This is a genomic window from Maribacter sp., assembly GCF_016744255.1.
Taxonomy (GTDB): domain Bacteria; phylum Bacteroidota; class Bacteroidia; order Flavobacteriales; family Flavobacteriaceae; genus Maribacter_B.
The window spans coordinates 1-18,260 of sequence record NZ_JADGES010000028.1; the positions used below are offsets into that span (position 1 = coordinate 1).

At 34.1% G+C, this 18,260-nt stretch carries 19 protein-coding genes; 10 read left to right on the forward strand and 9 right to left on the reverse strand.

The annotated features are described in order from the left end of the window. The 6 genes from QZZ51_RS06750 to QZZ51_RS16635 form a co-directional block, all read left to right on the forward strand. The coding region (locus tag QZZ51_RS06750) for a hypothetical protein (RefSeq protein ID WP_291867704.1) at positions 1-1,409 on the forward strand (1,409 nt) is incomplete at its 5' end. Positions 1,410-1,413: 4 nt separating this feature from the next. After that, complete coding sequence (locus QZZ51_RS06755) at positions 1,414-2,565, forward strand: hypothetical protein (protein ID WP_291867707.1); 1,152 nt, start codon at positions 1,414-1,416, stop codon at positions 2,563-2,565. A gap of 24 nt (positions 2,566-2,589) precedes the next feature. After that, on the forward strand, positions 2,590-3,762 hold the full coding sequence (locus QZZ51_RS06760; RefSeq protein ID WP_291867710.1) for a gliding motility-associated C-terminal domain-containing protein: 1,173 nt from the start codon (positions 2,590-2,592) through the stop codon (positions 3,760-3,762). Between the two features lie 192 nt (positions 3,763-3,954). Next, positions 3,955-4,689, forward strand: coding sequence for a M15 family metallopeptidase (locus tag QZZ51_RS06765; protein WP_291867712.1), 735 nt, complete (start codon positions 3,955-3,957; stop codon positions 4,687-4,689). A 41-nt stretch (positions 4,690-4,730) separates the two neighbouring features. Continuing rightward, a complete protein-coding gene (locus QZZ51_RS06770) occupies positions 4,731-5,498 on the forward strand; it encodes a M48 family metalloprotease (protein WP_291867715.1) in 768 nt (255 codons plus the stop codon). A 216-nt stretch (positions 5,499-5,714) separates the two neighbouring features. Beyond that, positions 5,715-5,882 carry a DUF6747 family protein gene (locus tag QZZ51_RS16635; protein ID WP_366511951.1) on the forward strand — a complete coding sequence of 56 codons (168 nt, stop codon included), beginning with the start codon at positions 5,715-5,717 and terminating at the stop codon, positions 5,880-5,882. A 100-nt stretch (positions 5,883-5,982) separates the two neighbouring features. On the opposite strand, the gene QZZ51_RS06775 is transcribed toward QZZ51_RS16635, so the two are convergent. Continuing rightward, on the reverse strand, positions 5,983-6,363 hold the full coding sequence (locus QZZ51_RS06775) for an ankyrin repeat domain-containing protein (protein WP_291867717.1): 381 nt from the start codon (positions 6,361-6,363) through the stop codon (positions 5,983-5,985). A 221-nt stretch (positions 6,364-6,584) separates the two neighbouring features. Between QZZ51_RS06775 and gpmI the strand changes: the two genes are divergently transcribed. Genes gpmI through QZZ51_RS06795 form a run of 4 tightly spaced genes read left to right on the forward strand, consistent with a single transcriptional unit; the run spans position 6,585 to position 10,573 of the window. Continuing rightward, positions 6,585-8,102 (forward strand): 2,3-bisphosphoglycerate-independent phosphoglycerate mutase, encoded by a 1,518-nt coding sequence (gene gpmI / locus QZZ51_RS06780; protein ID WP_291867722.1) that lies wholly within the window; start codon positions 6,585-6,587, stop codon positions 8,100-8,102. A 12-nt stretch (positions 8,103-8,114) separates the two neighbouring features. Next, entirely contained in the window at positions 8,115-8,924 is an 810-nt protein-coding gene (locus QZZ51_RS06785; RefSeq protein ID WP_291867725.1) for a helical backbone metal receptor, read from the forward strand. A gap of 50 nt (positions 8,925-8,974) precedes the next feature. Then, positions 8,975-9,778 carry a type I methionyl aminopeptidase gene (gene map / locus QZZ51_RS06790; protein WP_291867729.1) on the forward strand — a complete coding sequence of 268 codons (804 nt, stop codon included), beginning with the start codon at positions 8,975-8,977 and terminating at the stop codon, positions 9,776-9,778. 30 nt (positions 9,779-9,808) lie between these two features. Next, entirely contained in the window at positions 9,809-10,573 is a 765-nt protein-coding gene (locus QZZ51_RS06795; protein ID WP_291867731.1) for a class I SAM-dependent methyltransferase, read from the forward strand. Between the two features lie 3 nt (positions 10,574-10,576). Here the strand turns inward: QZZ51_RS06795 and QZZ51_RS06800 are convergent, their stop codons facing one another. The 8 genes from QZZ51_RS06800 to QZZ51_RS06835 all read right to left on the reverse strand — a co-directional run bounded on the left by QZZ51_RS06800 (position 10,577) and on the right by QZZ51_RS06835 (position 18,118). After that, complete coding sequence (locus QZZ51_RS06800) at positions 10,577-11,608, reverse strand: FAD:protein FMN transferase (RefSeq protein WP_291867734.1); 1,032 nt, start codon at positions 11,606-11,608, stop codon at positions 10,577-10,579. Further along, positions 11,583-11,948, reverse strand: coding sequence for a Na(+)-translocating NADH-quinone reductase subunit F (locus tag QZZ51_RS06805; protein WP_291867736.1), 366 nt, complete (start codon positions 11,946-11,948; stop codon positions 11,583-11,585). Before QZZ51_RS06805 ends, QZZ51_RS06800 begins: the two co-directional genes overlap by 26 nt. 122 nt (positions 11,949-12,070) lie before the next feature. After that, positions 12,071-13,378 carry an NADH:ubiquinone reductase (Na(+)-transporting) subunit F gene (gene nqrF / locus QZZ51_RS06810; protein ID WP_291867739.1) on the reverse strand — a complete coding sequence of 436 codons (1,308 nt, stop codon included), beginning with the start codon at positions 13,376-13,378 and terminating at the stop codon, positions 12,071-12,073. Next, positions 13,379-14,092, reverse strand: a complete 714-nt coding sequence (gene nqrE, locus QZZ51_RS06815) for an NADH:ubiquinone reductase (Na(+)-transporting) subunit E (RefSeq protein WP_291867740.1) — start codon at positions 14,090-14,092, stop codon at positions 13,379-13,381. 50 nt (positions 14,093-14,142) lie between these two features. After that, on the reverse strand, positions 14,143-14,787 hold the full coding sequence (locus QZZ51_RS06820; RefSeq protein ID WP_291867742.1) for an NADH:ubiquinone reductase (Na(+)-transporting) subunit D: 645 nt from the start codon (positions 14,785-14,787) through the stop codon (positions 14,143-14,145). A 6-nt stretch (positions 14,788-14,793) separates the two neighbouring features. Next, positions 14,794-15,537 (reverse strand): Na(+)-translocating NADH-quinone reductase subunit C, encoded by a 744-nt coding sequence (locus QZZ51_RS06825; RefSeq protein WP_291867745.1) that lies wholly within the window; start codon positions 15,535-15,537, stop codon positions 14,794-14,796. Between the two features lie 2 nt (positions 15,538-15,539). Further along, entirely contained in the window at positions 15,540-16,766 is a 1,227-nt protein-coding gene (locus QZZ51_RS06830; RefSeq protein ID WP_291867747.1) for an NADH:ubiquinone reductase (Na(+)-transporting) subunit B, read from the reverse strand. Then, complete coding sequence (locus QZZ51_RS06835) at positions 16,766-18,118, reverse strand: Na(+)-translocating NADH-quinone reductase subunit A (protein ID WP_291867750.1); 1,353 nt, start codon at positions 18,116-18,118, stop codon at positions 16,766-16,768. Before QZZ51_RS06835 ends, QZZ51_RS06830 begins: the two co-directional genes overlap by 1 nt. Positions 18,119-18,260: the final 142 nt, after the last annotated feature.

The following is an 18,260-nucleotide window of genomic DNA, read 5'->3' on the forward strand; positions in this document are numbered from 1 at the left end:
ATAAAGAAAATACCGCTAACAAATCTAGCGATGTAACTCTGGCCGACGGTACTAACACTAAATTCCCAACAGAACTTGCTGTAAAAACATACGTAGATAATCAAGTAGGAACTATTACTACAGATGATGATATTTCTGCTGTAGATTTCGATGGCACTAACTTAAATGTTACCGAAAGTGGAACTACACTTTCTGCTGACCTTTCCGATTTAGAAGAGTCCACCGATATTACGGCGAACACAAATGCCATAAACGCAGAAGTTACTCGTGCTACTAATGCAGAAGTTGCAAATACTACCCTAATAACTACAAACACAGCAAACATCACGAGTAACGATACCGATATTGCTAACAATACTACTGCTATTACGGCAGAAGTAACTAGAGCTACTGCTGCAGAAGCAGCTAACACCACTCTAATAACTACAAACACAGCAAACATTACGAGCAACGACACCGATATCACTGCTTTACAAAACGATAAAGAAGATACCGCTAACAAATCTAACGATGTTACTCTGGCCGATGGAACCAACACTAAATTCCCAACAGAACTTGCTGTAAAAACATACGTAGATAATCAAGTAGGCGGTGTAGCAGACGGAAACCTTTCTTCCCCACAAAGCACTATTAGCCTAGGAGGAACACCTACTAATTCAATTCTTGAAAATGTTACTCTAGATGTTGCTAATAATGCAATAAACAATGCCAAACTAAATAATGATGCCGTTAGAACCGAAAATATACTAAATAACACCATTATAAATGAAGACCTTGCCTTAGATGCAATAAAAGGTGGCGCCAATGGAGTAATAAAAGACAACAGCATTACCGCTTCTGACCTAGCTCCAAACTCTGTAAACGCTTCGGAAATTAATTCCAACGCTGTGGGTACTTCCGAACTAAAAGTAGATGCCGTAGAAACCGAAAATATTAAAAATGCTAATGTTACTCCAATAAAAATAGCACCTGGCACAAATAACCAGATATTAACTACAGATAATTCTGGAACCGTAACTTGGGCTGATAATAATACTGTTGGAGCTGAGACTAATAACAGTATAACTGTTGGAGCAAATGGTGGAGCATTTTATGAGAGCCCGATAAAGGCTTTTGGGAAAATATCAAGTACTGGAGGGGTAACACGTGCAACTACAGGTGTTACCGCTTCTAGAATAAGTCAAGGTAGATACCAGATTACATTACCATCTGGAGCAGTATCCGATGATAATTATATTATTCAATTAACACAACCAGGAAGAGGTGGCGCTGGAAACGATGATCCAGGAATCTCTTACTCTAACCAAACTGCAACAGGTTTTCAAGTCATTATCGGAGATAATGATAATGGAGGATCAAACCGTAATAAATTTAATTCTGAATTTATGTTTACCATTTTAGATTTATAATAGCATGAAAAAAATATTTTTATTTTCTTTTTTATTAACCTCTCTACTTACAAAGGCACAAGCTCCAGAAGCCGAAAATTTAGTATCTATACATTCGGCTACATTAGTTGAAATAAATACTATTTCGAGTCCATACGAAGGATCCTTAGTGTACAATTCTGATGATAAATTTTTGTACCAATACAATGGTATCGCTTGGAAAAAAGTACAACCTAACGGAGATGAAACCAAAATAATTGCGGATAGTAATATTATAATTTCTGGAACAGGAACCACTGCAGACCCTTATAGAATATCTTCTATACCAGCAAAATTTACGCAAAATGTAGATGGCTCCTATACTTTTTCTAATGGATTAGATCCAGATATTACATTTACAGGCATGCCTCTTAATTATCCTATTGTATCTGGAAACTCTGGTAATTTAGGCAGTTGTTCCCAATTCGCAGTCAATGAAACGAAAAACATCATAATTACCGGAAATTATTTTGATGGTTCGGCAATAGTAGCTATTCCAGGGCAAACAGTAAATAGTGCTACCGTAAATAGCGCTACTCAAATAACTGCAAACGTTACGTCTGGAGGAACAGGTGGCTCTTTTGATATACAAGTTACTACTAGTACTGGAACAGGTACTTTACCTAATGGATTTAAAGTTGCAACCAGCACTACTACTTATAATTTAGGATTATCCGATATTTTTAGAACAGGAGCAATGACATATAACGCAGGAGTTCTAAATAAAACGTCTGGGTCTGGATGGAACGCTCAAGGGTATTCTATCTACCATGCTGTACCTGCTGGAGAAGAAGGAAAACTAAACTTTACAGTTATCACAAATGACCGATATAGAATGGTTGGTCTTAATAGCGACCCTGCAACAAATGCATCTTACCAAAGTATGGATTACGCTATCTACTTAAATAGAAACAAGAATATATACGTCTATGAAAACGGAACTTACAAAGGAAAGTTTTCTACATATTCCGCTGGGGATAATTTTGAAATTCAAGTAGATTGCTCTGGTAGAGTTTCTTATCTTCAAAATGGGGCAGAGTTTTATAGTTCATCAAACACAGCATCAGACGCGCTATATTTCGATTCCTCTTTTCACCAAACGAATAGTGGAATATCCAATATCTCAATGACCTATTAAAACTAGAACCTTGATTTAAAAACCATGAAACTGTTCAAAACCATAATCGTTTTCTTACTGCTACAAAATACTATTGTAGCACAGGATGCAGTGCATAATTTTGGTAATATAAAAGTACATAGTGGTACTGCCGTAGGGTTTCATTTAGATTTAGTAAATGACGGAATGTTTAATAAAAACCTTGGTTTAGTAGGCTTTTATGGATATGATAAATCTTTAACTATTTCTGGAAGTAATACTCCTGTTTTCTATGATTCTGAAGTGCTAGTAGATTACAATTTGTATTTAGAAACTCCGATAGAAATACTAAATAATACCAATTTAATTACAGGGGATATTGTTACTCCTAGAAACAATACAGATATTCATATTAACTTTATAAATGACGCATTTTATATTGGTGAAAACCTAGTCTCTAAAGTAGATGGTTATGCATCCATAACCAATAAAGATTCTTTTATTTTCCCCATAGGTGTCGCTAATAGACTACGCACTTTAACTTTAGAATCTGAGGCTACAAATGCTTTTGCCAAATGTGCTTATTTTTATGAGGATCCCAATGAACCTTCTACCTTTAATGATAATTTTGATACCGATGCCAAAGGGCCCGATTTTTTTCAAGTAAGTACAAAAGAATTCTGGCATTTGGAAAGCGATATACCATCTAAAGTTACACTTACTTGGGATACCTATAGTGAGATTAACACTCTTGCTGAATTTTTAACCGATTTAAAAGTTATTGGTTGGAGCAAATCTTTACAACATTGGGTAAACCTAGGAAACTCAACAGTACAAGGAGGCTACACCTATGGATCCGTAACTTCCGAAATATTTGTTCCTAATGAATATTCCATTATAACCATTGGTGGTAATGACGATTTATTAGAAACCTATAATATTTTAGAATTAGATAATTATTACATGACTCCAAATGGAGATGGTATTAATGATGTTCTTGTAATAGATGGTATCGAAGAATCTAAAGATAATAATTTGCAAATTTATAATCGATACGGGGTTATGGTTTTTTCTAAAGATAATTACACCAATGAATTTGGCGGGTATTCTAATAGAACGGCCGTTATTAAAAAGAACGATGGTCTTGCTTCGGGTATTTACTTTTATATAATTACACTTAACAATTTAAGACAAAAACATCAAGGCTACTTATACTTAACATCAAATGAAAAAAAATAATCCTAAACCAATAATAATCAAATAACTAAACCATTAAAAGGTAAACAAAAGAAAATATTTAAAAACTTCTTATCTTTGGTAAAGACCAATTTTATGATAAGAAGAGTTCTGTATTTTTTGTCTTTGGCAATATTTTTGAAGTACTGTCATGGAATACCCAAACACCTTATACCAAAAACTAAATAAAACAAAATGCAAAGACGAACATTTCTGAAAAAAAGTGGTTTAACTTCTATTGCTATTGCAACCATGCCTCCTGTCTTTTTTAATGGAGAGCAGGAGTATTCTATTCTAGAACTAATGGGCAAGGAAGACATAAAGCTTTATGGAAAAGGCATTAACCTTAGAAAGCAAGCCCACGATGCTTTTATAGAAATGAAAAAAGCCGCTTATACTGCAGGTATTGATTTAAAAGTTGTTTCCAGTTATCGCAATTTTGAAAGACAGGCCTTAATATGGGAACGAAAATATGATAAATACACGGAAGATAATGGCATGGAACCATTAGCTGCTATTGATAAAATTATAGAATATTCTACTATCCCAGGAACTAGTAGACATCATTGGGGAACAGATGTAGACATTGTCGATGGCTATAGAAAAGTCGAAGGAAATGTGTTAGTACCTAGTAAATTTGAGGCTGGCGGTCCATATGAAGATTTTAAAAAATGGATGGATGCTAATTCTGAAAAATATGGCTTTTATTTAGTGTACACCGACCATCCTAAAAGAAAAGGCTTTAAATATGAGCCTTGGCATTACAGCTATGCTCCTATCTCTAAACCCATGTTAACCTCTTTTAGAAGAAAAAATATCCTTTTGTTATTACAACAAGAAGATTTTTATGGTAGCGAACACTTTACAAATGGCTTCATTAAAAACTATGTCCGAAATAATATTTTAGACATTAATAAAGACCTTCTCTAACTCTTTTGTATATTGAACCCCTATTTTAAACACGATACACCATGAGAAGAGGAAGTTGGAAAATTCGAATTTTTATTGGTCTTGCCATTGTAGCCTTTGCTTTTATACAACGTTGTAACAATAGCGAAAAGAACGAATATACAGGAAGAACTCAAAATATAAACATGACCTCTGAGCAAGAAATTGCTATAGGTTTACAAAGTTTACCTGAAATTTCTCAACAACACGGCGGGTTATACCCAGACGAACGTATGCAATCTTTTGTGGATGCTGTTGGTCATAAATTAGTAAACAGTAGTATTGCTAGAGAAACACCATATAAATACGATTTTCATTTATTGGCTGACTCGCAAACTATAAATGCTTTTGCTTTACCTGGTGGACAAATATTTATTACCTATGCTTTGTTTTCTCAATTAAATGAAGCCCAGTTAGCTGGAGTTTTAGGACATGAAATTGGTCATGTTATTGGCCGTCATTCTGCTGAGCGTATCGCAGACAGTAGTTTTTGGCAAACACTTACCATGGGCGCTACAGTTGGAGCTGATATGGGTGGATTAGTTGGAGGTATTGGCCAGAATAAACTTTTGACAAATGGAAGAGGAGACGAGTTAGAAAGTGATGACCTTGGAGTACTTCTTATGCTTCAATCTGGATATCAACCAGAAGAAATGATAAAAGTAATGGAAATTCTTAAAGCCGCTGCCGGACCAAATAGAGCTCCCGAATTTCAAAGCACGCATCCAGACCCAGAAAATAGAATCGAAAAAATTAAAGAAGCGATAGAAAAATACGCAGGAAAAGTATAAATAAAATCGACAAAACAACCTTTAATTACGACCAACTACTCTTAACATAAAACGCCAATTTTAAAGGCTTTAAAAAGAACTTACGCTTCTTTAAATAAATTTTACAAATTCACCAATGGTTCTATATTTTTTATTACATTTGGAACACCCTTAGTCTTTACACCGTTACAGATTTAATCCTTATAGCTTTGATTTACAATCATTAAACAAAACTATATGGGAACACTATTACACTTTAAAAACATTTACCAAGAAGCTTTCGAAAATTGTCAGCCAAGCATTGTTGTAATGCTACTAAAGGCCTACTCCGTATTTTGCGTAATAATGCTATCTATAGCACTTTATGCATTTGCATATAGAGTATTTACAGGATTTGAATTTTAATTTTCACTATATTTTGCGAGAACACTATATTTATGTGAAAATAGTAAAACAAAAAGCCATTCGATATCAAATGGCTTTTTGCTTTTTAAGTAGCTAATTACTATTTAGATAGCACCGCTAATACATCCTTTGCGTTTGCTGCCTTAGCAATTTCCATAATAGACAAGCCATTATTACTTTTAACCTTAAGGTCTGCGCCATTTGCAATAAGTAATTCTAATATTTCCGCTTTATTGTACCTAGCTGCAAAAATTGCGGGCGTCATTCCCTGAGATTTTTTATTAATGTCCTCCCCTGCTTCAATCATTCCTTTTACCAAAGAAACATCCCCTTTAATAATCGCCTTACAAAAAGTACTAATCTCTGATTTTATAATAAAATGAGAACTACTTAAATGCAACGTACTACTTTCTTGATTAGCCATTAAACCAGTACACATTAGCATACTAGCAACGGCAATACTTACCACTGTTTTTTTCATGATGATTGTTTTTTGATTGATGAATAAAATAACTCTATATAAAGATAGACGACAACATCCATGATTTGTTGCAAAGTAAATTGTTAAATAACAATAATTTAACAATTTTAATGATAAAAATCATAGGTGTAACAACACGTAAAAACCTGTAAAAAAGCGAGTTTAAACCTAGTTTAAATAAACAAATCATAGTACTTTTGAGGTGTAAATACACTCCTATTATGAATAAAAAGGTAATCCTAATGATATTAGATGGGTGGGGAAAATCACCTGACCCAAAAGTTTCAGCAATTGATAATGCTAACACCCCTTTTATAGATTCTTTATACCACAACTACCCGAATGCTACTCTAAGAACAGATGGCGAACATGTAGGGCTTCCTACTGGGCAAATGGGTAATAGTGAAGTTGGCCATATGAATTTGGGAGCTGGAAGAATTGTATACCAAGATTTAGCTAAGATTAATATGGCTATTGAAAAAGATACTTTAAAAGATGAAAAAGTATTAATTGATGCGCTTCAATATGCTAAAGAAAACAATAAAAATGTTCACTTTTTAGGACTACTCAGTAACGGCGGTGTTCATGCACACACCAATCATTTAAAAGGTTTTATAGATGCGGCAAACAATGCTGGTATTCAAAATTCTTATATACACGCCTTTACAGATGGTAGAGATGTTGACCCTAAATCTGGAAAAGGATATGTAGAAGATATTGAAAAATACATCTTGGGAACCAACACTAAATTGGCTTCTGTTACCGGACGTTATTATGCTATGGACAGAGACAAACGCTGGGAACGTGTACAACTAGCTTATCATGCACTTGTAAATGGAGAAGGAACAAAAACGAACAATGCCACTCAATCTATACAAGAAAATTACGATGCCGATATTACAGATGAATTTATAAAGCCATTAATCCTTACCGATAATAAAGAACAACCTATTGCTACCATTGAAAAAGAGGATGTTGTTCTATTTTTTAATTTCAGAACAGATAGAGGTAGAGAACTAACAGAAATGTTATATCAAAATGATTTTCCAGAGTACAATACAAAAAAAATAGAGCTTTACTACGTTACCATAACAAACTATAGTGATAAATTTAAAGGGGTAAAAGTAATTTTCAACAAAGATAACATTACAGAAACCTTAGGGGAAGTATTAGAAAAACATAACAAAAAGCAAATACGAATTGCAGAAACAGAAAAGTACCCGCATGTAACATTTTTCTTTTCTGGAGGACAAGAAACTCCTTTTAAAGGAGAATCTCGTATTCTTAAAAACTCTCCAAAAGTTGCTACCTATGATTTACAACCAGAAATGAGCGCTTATGAATTGCGAGATGCTCTAGTACCGGAATTACAAAAAGGCGAAACAGATTTTGTTTGTTTAAATTTTGCAAACGGAGATATGGTTGGTCATACAGGAATAATGAGTGCCGCGATTAAAGCTTGTGAAGCTGTAGATATTTGCGCCAAAGATGTTATTACAACAGGACTAGAAAATGGATATACCACGATACTAATCGCTGATCACGGTAATTGCGAAACTATGATGAATCCAGATGGTAGCCCACATACCGCACATACCACAAACCCAGTACCTATTATTTTAATAGATAAAGAGTTAAAAAATATAAAAAATGGAGTACTTGGAGACGTTGCTCCTACCATACTTAAATTAATGGGTATACCACAACCAGAAGCAATGACACAACACTCTTTAGTATAACACTCTTATACGATGAGAAAAACTATAAAAGACCAACTAGGGAGAACTCTTGTTTTACCTAGTTGGCCTTTTCGTATTATATCCTTAGTACCATCTGAAACAGAATTACTAGTAGATTTAGGTTTAGAAGAATCCGTTGTTGGTATCACCAAATTCTGTGTACATCCTAATCCTATGAAAACTACTAAAAAAATAGTTGGTGGAACAAAAAATATCTCTTTCGAAAAAATTGCAGAATTAAAACCAAATATAATTCTGTGTAACAAAGAAGAAAACACCAAAGAAATAGTAAATAGATTAGAAAAAGAATATGAAGTTCATGTTTCCGACGTAAAAAAAATGGAAGATGTATTTCACCTTATACAACAATACAATATCCTTTTTAATTGTAACCAAAAAGCATTACAAATAAGCTCTAAAATTAAAAGTGAACTGCATATTTTTAAAGAATTTATAGAAAACAAACCCCAAATTAATGTGCTATATTTTATCTGGAAAGACCCATGGATGCTTGCAGGAAAAGACACTTTCATAAATACTCTCTTAGCTTTAAATGGTTTTAACAATGTCTGTAATCAAAGAACAAGGTATCCAGTAGTAACAACAGAGCAATTACAAAATACTTCCGCAACGCTTTTACTTCTTTCTTCAGAGCCCTATCCATTTACAGAAAAACATATCTCAGAAATTAAAAATTTAAAAGTTTCTAGCGAAATAATACTGGTTGATGGGGAATATTTTTCTTGGTACGGTTCAAGACTACAAGCCGCATTTACTTATTTTAAAAAATTACGTCTAAAGAACAAAATCTATAGCACATAATATTTTACAAGGTTTCTCTTCTTGAAACTAAATATTTACCTTTGCAAACTATGATTATAGTAAAAACACCGGAAGAAATAGAACTTATGCGCGAAAGTGCGCTAATAGTTTCCAAAACACTAGGAATGCTTGCAGCCGAAGTAAAACCTGGCATAAGCACATTACAACTAGACAAACTCGCGGAAACCTTTATAAGAGACCACGGAGCTATTCCTGGCTTCTTAGGATTATATGATTTTCCCAATACGTTATGCATGAGTCCAAATGCACAGATAGTACATGGAATTCCTAACGATAAACCATTGGTAGAAGGCGACATTATTTCTATAGATTGTGGTGCTTTAAAAAATGATTTCTACGGAGACCATGCATATACTTTTGAGGTTGGAGAAATAGACCCAGAAACTAAAAAAATGCTCAACGTTACCAAAGAATCTTTATACATAGGTATACGAGAATTTAAAGCAGGTAATAGAGTTGGCGATGTTGGGTATGCTATTCAAAAACACACAGAAGATCATGGTTATGGTGTGGTTCGTGAACTTGTAGGGCATGGGCTCGGACGTAAAATGCACGAAGATCCAGAAATGCCAAATTATGGAAAAAGAGGAAGAGGTAAAAAATTCGTAGAAGGTATGGTTGTAGCTATAGAACCTATGACTAACCTTGGAACTAAAAGAATAAAACAATTAAAAGATGGCTGGACCATTTTGACTGCCGACGGCAAACCAAGTGCGCATTTTGAACACGATGTAGCCCTAGTTAACGGAAAACCTGAATTGCTTTCTACTTTTAAATACATTTACGACGCATTAGGAATTACCAGTACAGAAGAAGACGAATTTAGACAATAGACTCGCAAAAAACAGCTACTCCTTTCTTTAATGAAAAACGCTTTTAAGTATATTCTAAATACCATTTCAAGACCATTACTTATTAAATTAAGCTATTGGGTTAGGCCTATTTTAGCGTTTTCCATGCAAGGAAAAAACTATACTGATCCTATTGACGGAAAGAGTTTTAAAAATTTTCTCCCTTATGGTTATGAAAACCAAAGAGAGAATGTACTCTCCCCTTCTACCCTTTCTTTAGAAAGACATAGATTGCTCTGGTTATTTTTAAAGAACGAAACTGATTTCTTTACCGCTCCTCTAAAAGTTTTGCATTTTGCTCCTGAGCAAGCATTCTATAAAAGGTTTCGGAAATTAAAAAATTTAGAGTACACTACTACAGATTTAAACTCGCCCTTAGCAGATGTAAAAGCAGATATTTGTAATCTTCCTTTTAAAGATGATTCCTATGATGTTATTTTCTGCAATCATGTACTGGAACATATACCAGACGATTCTAAAGCCATGCAAGAACTCTATAGAGTTCTAAAACCTGGTGGCTGGGGAATATTTCAAATTCCGCAAGAATTAGACAGAGAAACCACTTTTGAAGACGATTCAATAACCGACAGAAAAGAACGAGCTAAAATTTTTGGTCAGTATGATCATGTTCGTATTTACGGCAGAGATTATTTTAATAAACTCCGAAGCATTGGCTTTACCGTAGAAGAAGTAGATTATACCAATATACTTACGAAAGAAGATGTAAATAAGTGCCGTTTAGCTCCAGGTGAGATTTTACCTTTTGTAAGAAAATAATAATTATTCTACAATTAATTCTTTAACACCATCTGTCATAAACTCCTGGATATTACCTGTATCATCTAAATAAACAATATAGACTTCTATATTTTTCTTTGCTTCTACAAGCTCTAAAACCTCGGTAAAATCCATTGCCATAAAAGAAGTAGCATAAGCATCTGCTTCTGCACAAGAATTAGCTAAAACTGTTACACCTAAGGTTGTTCCATTTTTAGTGTAACCAGTAATAGGATTAATGGTGTGTACGTATTTTTTTCCTGTTTCTTTATCCACTCGAAACTTTCTATAATTTCCGGAAGAAGCCATTGCCTTATTCTCTAGTTGAATCATAAGTTTAAGTTCTCTGCCCTCTACCACTTGCGGATCATCAATACCTACAACCCAAGACTTATTCTTAGTAGTGTTCCTTCCTTTTGCTACTAGCTCGCCTCCTACCTCTAAAAGATAATTGTTCACACCATTAGCATCCATCATTTTAGCTAATCTATCAACAGCATATCCTTTAGCAATAGCGTTGAAATCGAAATATATACTTGGACTGTCTTTTAAAATTTGATTTTCTTTACTTATCCTAACTTTATCAAAGCCTACATATTTAAGCAAACTATCTACCCTTGTACTGTCCAATTTCATTTGTTTTCCTGGCCCAAAACCCCAAGCATTGACCAAAACGCCTACTGTTGGATCAAAATAACCCTTAGTTTCTTTGTGCACCTCCTTAGATAAATTAAAAACATCTTGAAACATTGTATCTACAACCAAAGTAGAATCTCCTCTATTGATTTTTGAGATATCAGACCCTGGAATATAAGTAGACAAAGACTGATTCATTACCCCAAAAACAGAATCAATTTGTGTTTGTAAATCTAGAGGGGTTTCAGAAAAATATATCAAATTATACGATGTTCCCAAGGCTCCTCCATTTGCATCATTTCTTACTAATATCTGTTGCTGCTCCTTACAAGAGTAGAGCAAACAAACAAACACAATTGTACAAAGGGAAATTCTATTGAATTTTAATAAGTCCATCATAATCAACTATATATTCTTCATTTAAATAAACTGGCAAATTATATTCTACTGCATTCACTAAACCCACTCCTGCATAAAAAGTTTCTGCTTCAAATTTTAAAGCGTGGTCTCTCATTTTGTTTAGATCGGCCCTGAAAAAATCAGTATCCTTAGGGTCTCCTGGATAAGAAATAGCCTTAACAACTACAAAGTGCATTTTCTTTTCTTTTAAACAAACAAACTGCGGGTTTTTTTTTAACTCACTATTCACCGACATGAACTCGAATCCGTTAGCTTCTAATTCTTTACCAACGATATTCATAGCCAAGTTATGCAATTCTTGTTCTGTTAATTCTTTCATTCCCTTAATTTAATCTGTATTAAAAGGTAAAATACAAAAAAACCGATATTCAAAAATATCGGTTTTAATTTTATAAATCTTCATTCCAAATGAGTTGAAAATTTTAAATGAATTCTAGAGGTTTACCCACCAAAATCATCGAATCTAATATTCTCATCTGCAAGACCAAAATCTTCACCCATTTTCTGAACAGCCTTATTCATCAATGGAGGGCCACAGAAATATAATTCTATATCCTCAGGAGATTCATGAAGGCTTAAATAATTATCTATTACACAATTGTGAATAAAGCCAACAAAACCATCTCCAGGAGCATCAATACTCTCTTTTACTTTCCAGTTATCTTCTTCCATAGGCTCTGAAAGAGCTAGGTGAAATTTAAAGTTTGGAAACTCTTTTTCTAATGCATAGAAATGCTCTAGATAGAACAACTCTCGCTTAGAACGACCACCATACCAGTAACTTACTTTTCTATTCGTTTTTAATGTTTTGAATAGGTGATATAGATGCGAACGCATTGGCGCCATACCTGCTCCTCCACCTACATAAAGCATTTCCGAATCAGATTCATTTATAAAGAATTCACCATAAGGACCTGAAATTACAACATCATCTCCTGGTTTTAAGCTAAAAATGTAAGACGATGCTATACCTGGATTTACATCCATCCAACCGTTTTTAGAACGATCCCAAGGCGGACATGCAACACGTACATTTAGCATAATTTCGCGTCCTTCTGCTGGAAAAGAAGCCATAGAATATGCTCTCTCTACCAACTCCGTGTTTTTCATTACTAAAGGCCAAAGATTAAATTTATCCCATTCTGCTTTAAATTTATCTGGCGTCTCGTGCTCTTCAGGGTGTGCAGTGATATCCATATCAGAATACTTTACTTCACATGGTGGTATTTCAATTTGAATATATCCTCCTGCTTTGTAACCCATGTCCTCTGGAATCTCAACTACAAACTCCTTGATAAAAGAAGCTACGTTATAGTTACGAACAACCTTACCATTCCATTTTTTAATTCCAAAAACTTCTTCTGGTATCGTAATTTCCATGTCTTGCTTTACCTTAACTTGGCAAGCCAAACGTGCACCATGACTTAATTCTTTTCTAGAGAAATGCGGTGTTTCTGTCGGCAAAGCTTCACCTCCACCAGACAATACATGGCATTCACACTGAATACATGTTCCACCTCCACCACAAGCGGAAGGCAAAAACACTTTATTACTTCCAAGAGTAGTTAACAAACTAGCGCCAGAAGCTACTTCTATTTCCTTCTCACCATTAATCGTAATCTTTACAGGACCAGATGGTGATAATTTTTGTTTTACAAATAATAGTAAAGCAACTAACAAAAGCGTAATAATTAAAAAAGCTGTTACTGTTGCTATAATTGTTCCTAATGTACCTGCGGCTAAAATCATTTACTTACTTACTTTTATGTTGTTAGCTAACACTTCTTTATTTTCTTCTGAAGACTTCACTGTAACCGTTTTTTCTTTTTTAGGAGTCTCTTCATCTCCACCAGTTAACATACCTCCAAAACTCATAAATCCTATGGCCATTAATCCCGTAATAATGAAAGTTATACCTAACCCTCTTAATGCTGGTGGCACATTAGAATATCTAATTTTTTCACGTATTGCCGCAATAGCTAATATGGCTAAAAACCAACCAATACCAGAACCTATTCCGTATGTTGTAGCTAAACCTAAAGTGGCTATTTCTCTAGATTGCATAAATAACGAACCACCTAAAATGGCGCAGTTTACTGCTATTAGAGGTAAAAAAATACCTAATGAATTATATAAGGAAGGAGAGAATTTCTCTACCACAATCTCTACCAATTGTACCATAGTTGCAATAGTTGCAATAAACATGATAAAGGATAGAAAGCTTAAATCGAAATCTGCATATTCTTCTCCTAACCAAGACAAAGCTCCTGGCTGCAAAAGATACTGATCCAATAACCAGTTTAAAGGCACTGTAATTGCCAATACAAATATTACCGCCGCTCCTAAACCAACAGCTGTTGATACTTTTTTAGATACCGCTAAATACGAGCACATTCCCAAGAAAACGGAAAATACCATGTTATCTATAAATATCGATTTGAAAAATAATTCTATATGTTCCATATTCTTATTTGTCTAATTATACTTGTTTACCAGTAAGCAAACAACCTAATTTAATCTTCTATTAATGCTTTATTTCTACTACGTTGTACCCATATAATTATCCCCACAACAATCAATGCCATTGGAGGCATAATCATAAATCCATTGTTTTCGTAACCCATAGAGTACAAACCAGTTTTAGCTATTGGATCCCCTAATACAGGTATTCCAAACAAAGTACCAGAACCTAATAATTCTCTAAAAAAACCAACAATGATTAAGATAACACCGTAACCTAAAGCATTACCAATACCATCTAAAAAGGATTTCCATGGCCCATTACCCAAAGCAAAAGCTTCAAAACGCCCCATAATAATACAGTTGGTAATAATTAACCCAACAAAAACAGAAAGTGTTTTACTTAACTCATAAGCAAAAGCTTTAAGTACTAAATCCACAATAATTACCAAAGCAGCAACTACAATTAACTGTACTATAATTCTAATTTTCGATGGTATTATATTTCGCATTAAAGAAATAACAACGTTACCTATCCCTAATACAAATAGTACAGAAATTGCCATTACTAGAGAAGCTTTTAACTCCGCAGTAATTGCTAGTGCTGAACATATACCTAAAACCTGAATAGTAATAGGGTTATTATCTGCTAATGGGTCTGTAATTAACTTTGCGTCTTTTTTTGATAAAAGTCCCATATATAATTAATTTTTTAAAGTTTCGAAATATGGCTCATACAATTTCAACTCGCTCTTAAGCATTGCCGAAATACCATTTCCTGTTATAGTAGCGCCTGCGATAGCATCTACCTCATTATCCGTTTTGTCTTTATTTAAAGGATCTGCATTACCTTTTGCAACAGCAATTCCTTTAAAAACTCCATTATTTTTTAAGTCCTCTCCGATAAAATCATCCATAAAGAACCTTTTATTAATGTTTGCTCCAAGACCAGCTGTTTCTCCTTTATGATCAAAAAATACACCTTGTATGACCATATTTTTATCCATAGCTACATACGCCCAAACAGCATCCCAAAGACCTTTTCCTCTAATTGGCGCTATATAGAATAAGGTATTATCCTTTTTACCAACAAATAAAGGAAGCTTTCTTTCGATACCCGCTTTAGCGTTTGTTTGTTCTTTTTTAACATCAATTAAATACGCTTGGTCATCTTCTGCAACATCTGCACCTTGAATAATCAATTGCTTTTCTATATACTTTTTAAACAATTCTGGAGCATCTGTTGTAGAAACAAAATTTGCATTGTTCTCATCGTTTTCATTTACACCCATAGCATACAAAATATTTTGTTGCTTTTCTAGGCGCTTATTTTCATCAATATTTGGCTTTAAAAATGATGCTGCAAATGCTAATAAAGTACCTACTACAAGCACCATACCTATAGCAAATAGAATTGTATATGAATTTTTATCTGTTCTATTTTCCATCGTTAGGCTGTTTTTGCTTTTAGACGTTTCATTCTTTGTTTTACATTTCCTTGAACCACGTAATGATCAATTGTTGGTGCAAATACATTCATTAATAAAATGGCAAGCATAACACCTTCTGGATAAGCAGGATTAAAGACACGTATTAATATAGATATAAACCCTATTAAGAATCCGTATATCCATTTTCCTTTATTTGTTTGTGAAGCAGTTACAGGATCTGTTGCCATAAATACAGTACCAAAAGCAAAACCTCCTATTAATAGGTGATGCCAAAATTCTGTACTCATTAATCCGTAAAACTTACTACCTTCTGTAATCCACCCAGAACTTACAACTCCGTTGAATATTAAACCCATTACTAAGGCTCCTACTACAGAGGATAACATAATTCTCCAGCTTCCTATTTTTGCAAAGATTAAGAACAAGCCTCCTAATAATATAAGTAAGGTCGATGTCTCTCCTACAGAACCAGGAACAAAACCAAAGAACATATCCATAACATCATAACCAACTTCTTTTCCTTGCGCCAAACTACCTAATATAGTTTCTCCGGAAATAGCATCTAAGCTTTCTCCTGCAGCAATAAGTTGGTCTTGCTCTACCGCTCCTTTAACCCAAACCTTATCTCCAGACATCCATGTAGGATATGCAAAGAATAAAAAAGCTCTAATAGTTAATGCCGGATTTAAAATATTCATTCCAGTTCCTCCAAAAACTTCTTTCCCAATTACTACTCCAAAAATAACTGCTACTGCTAGCATCCAAAGCGGTATATCTATTGGTACAATAAGCGGGACTAACATTCCTGTTACTAAGTACCCTTCTTCTACTTCGTGTTTTTTAATAATTGCGAAGACAAACTCTACTGCTAAACCAACACCGTAAGAAACGATTACTAGCGGTAAAATTTTCCATAAACCAATAAGAAAATTATCTACAGTCCAAAACTCTGGACTTAAAAATCCTCCTGCTACGGAAGAACCAGTCCCAAAAGCCAAGTTATGTTGATAACCAGCATTAAACATTCCGAATAGCAAACATGGAACTAATGCCATGATAACAATATTCATGGTTCGTTTTAAATCATCGGCTGCCTTAATATGAGTCCCATTATGGGTAGTCTCATTTGGCAAATATAAAAAGGTATGGATAGCGTTAAACGCAGGAGCCATCTTTGTTCCTTTATATTTTTCTTTTAAATTATGTAAATTACTCTTTAAACCCATTATCCTATCTCTTTAAGCATTAAGTCTAAACCTTCTCTTATAATTTTTTGATGTGGCTGTTTAGACACACAAATAAATTCTGTCAATGCAAAATCTTCTGGTGCAACTTCATACATTCCCAATGCTTCCATTTCATCTAAATCCTTATACATACAAGCTTTTAGAATTTGCATAGGAAAAATATCTAAAGGAAAAACTTCTTCATAATTCCCTGTAGTTACAAATGCACGATGTTCCCCATTTGTATTCGTATTTAAATCGAATTTCTTATTTGGTGTCAACCATGAAAAAGTTAGTGCTCTTGAAGTAGAAACTTTATTAAAAACAGGTTTATTCCACCCAAAAAGTTCGTAATCATCTCCTTCAGGGATAACCGAAACGGTACTATTATAATAACCTAAGTTACCGTCTGGACTACTTTTTGTTCCTGTTAAAACATCTCCGTTTATAACTCTAAAATTCTCAGAATTTACACCGCTAGCATACAAGAAAGTAGAAACCTCTGCTCCTATTGTAGCAGTATAATACTTAGGTGCTTTGACTGATGAACCTACTAATGCAATAGTTCTTTCCCCATTAAACTTTCCCGAAAGCAATAGGTCACCTATAATAAGTAGGTCTTGAGCATTAACTGTCCAAACAACCTCTCCTTTATTAACAGGGTCAATTTTATTTATTTGCGTACCAACTAAACCTGCTGGGTGCGGCCCCGATACTTTATGTAATTCTATATTATTTAGCCCAGACAAAGGCGAATTACCAGAACCTCCTACAGAAACATGAACCTTCCCTGGAGTTAATTTAGACAGTGCTGTTAAAGCCGCTTGTAATTGTGCCTCTTTACCTTTTAACACATAATCTAAATCTACAGTCAATGGTGCCGTTGCATAACCTGAAACAAAAATCGCTTTTGGTGTTATAGCAGGATTTGCGATAACATCATAAGGTCTTTGTTTTACGAATGGCCAACAACCACCTTTTAACAAATAGTTCTTAATTTCTTCTTCGGAAGCCGATGCTAAATCTAACTTAGAATGCTCCAAAGCAGTTTGTTCTTTATCTGCCTGGATTTTCAAAGTTAATATTCTTCTTCTTGCTCCTCTTACGATTTCAACAAGGACACCACTAACGGGAGACACAAAAAGCATGTCCTCCATATTTTTATTAAAAAACAATGGTTCTCCTGCTTTTACCTGAGCTCCTTGTTTTAATAACATTTTTGGTATTACTCCGTGAAAATCATCTAGATTTATTGCATAAACATTACTTAAAACGGCTTTGGAAATAGTCTGTTCCGCAACCCCGACAAGATTAATATTTAAGCCTTTTTTTATTCGAATGTCTTTAGACATAATTGATGTAGACCTTTGGTTAACAAAATTTGCTGCAAAAGTACTGTTTTAAAAAAAATATTCATAATTATTCCTCAGAAATTTAGGCATTACGTCGATGTTAATTTTTTAGGCATGCATTTTGTTTACCTTTACAAAAAAA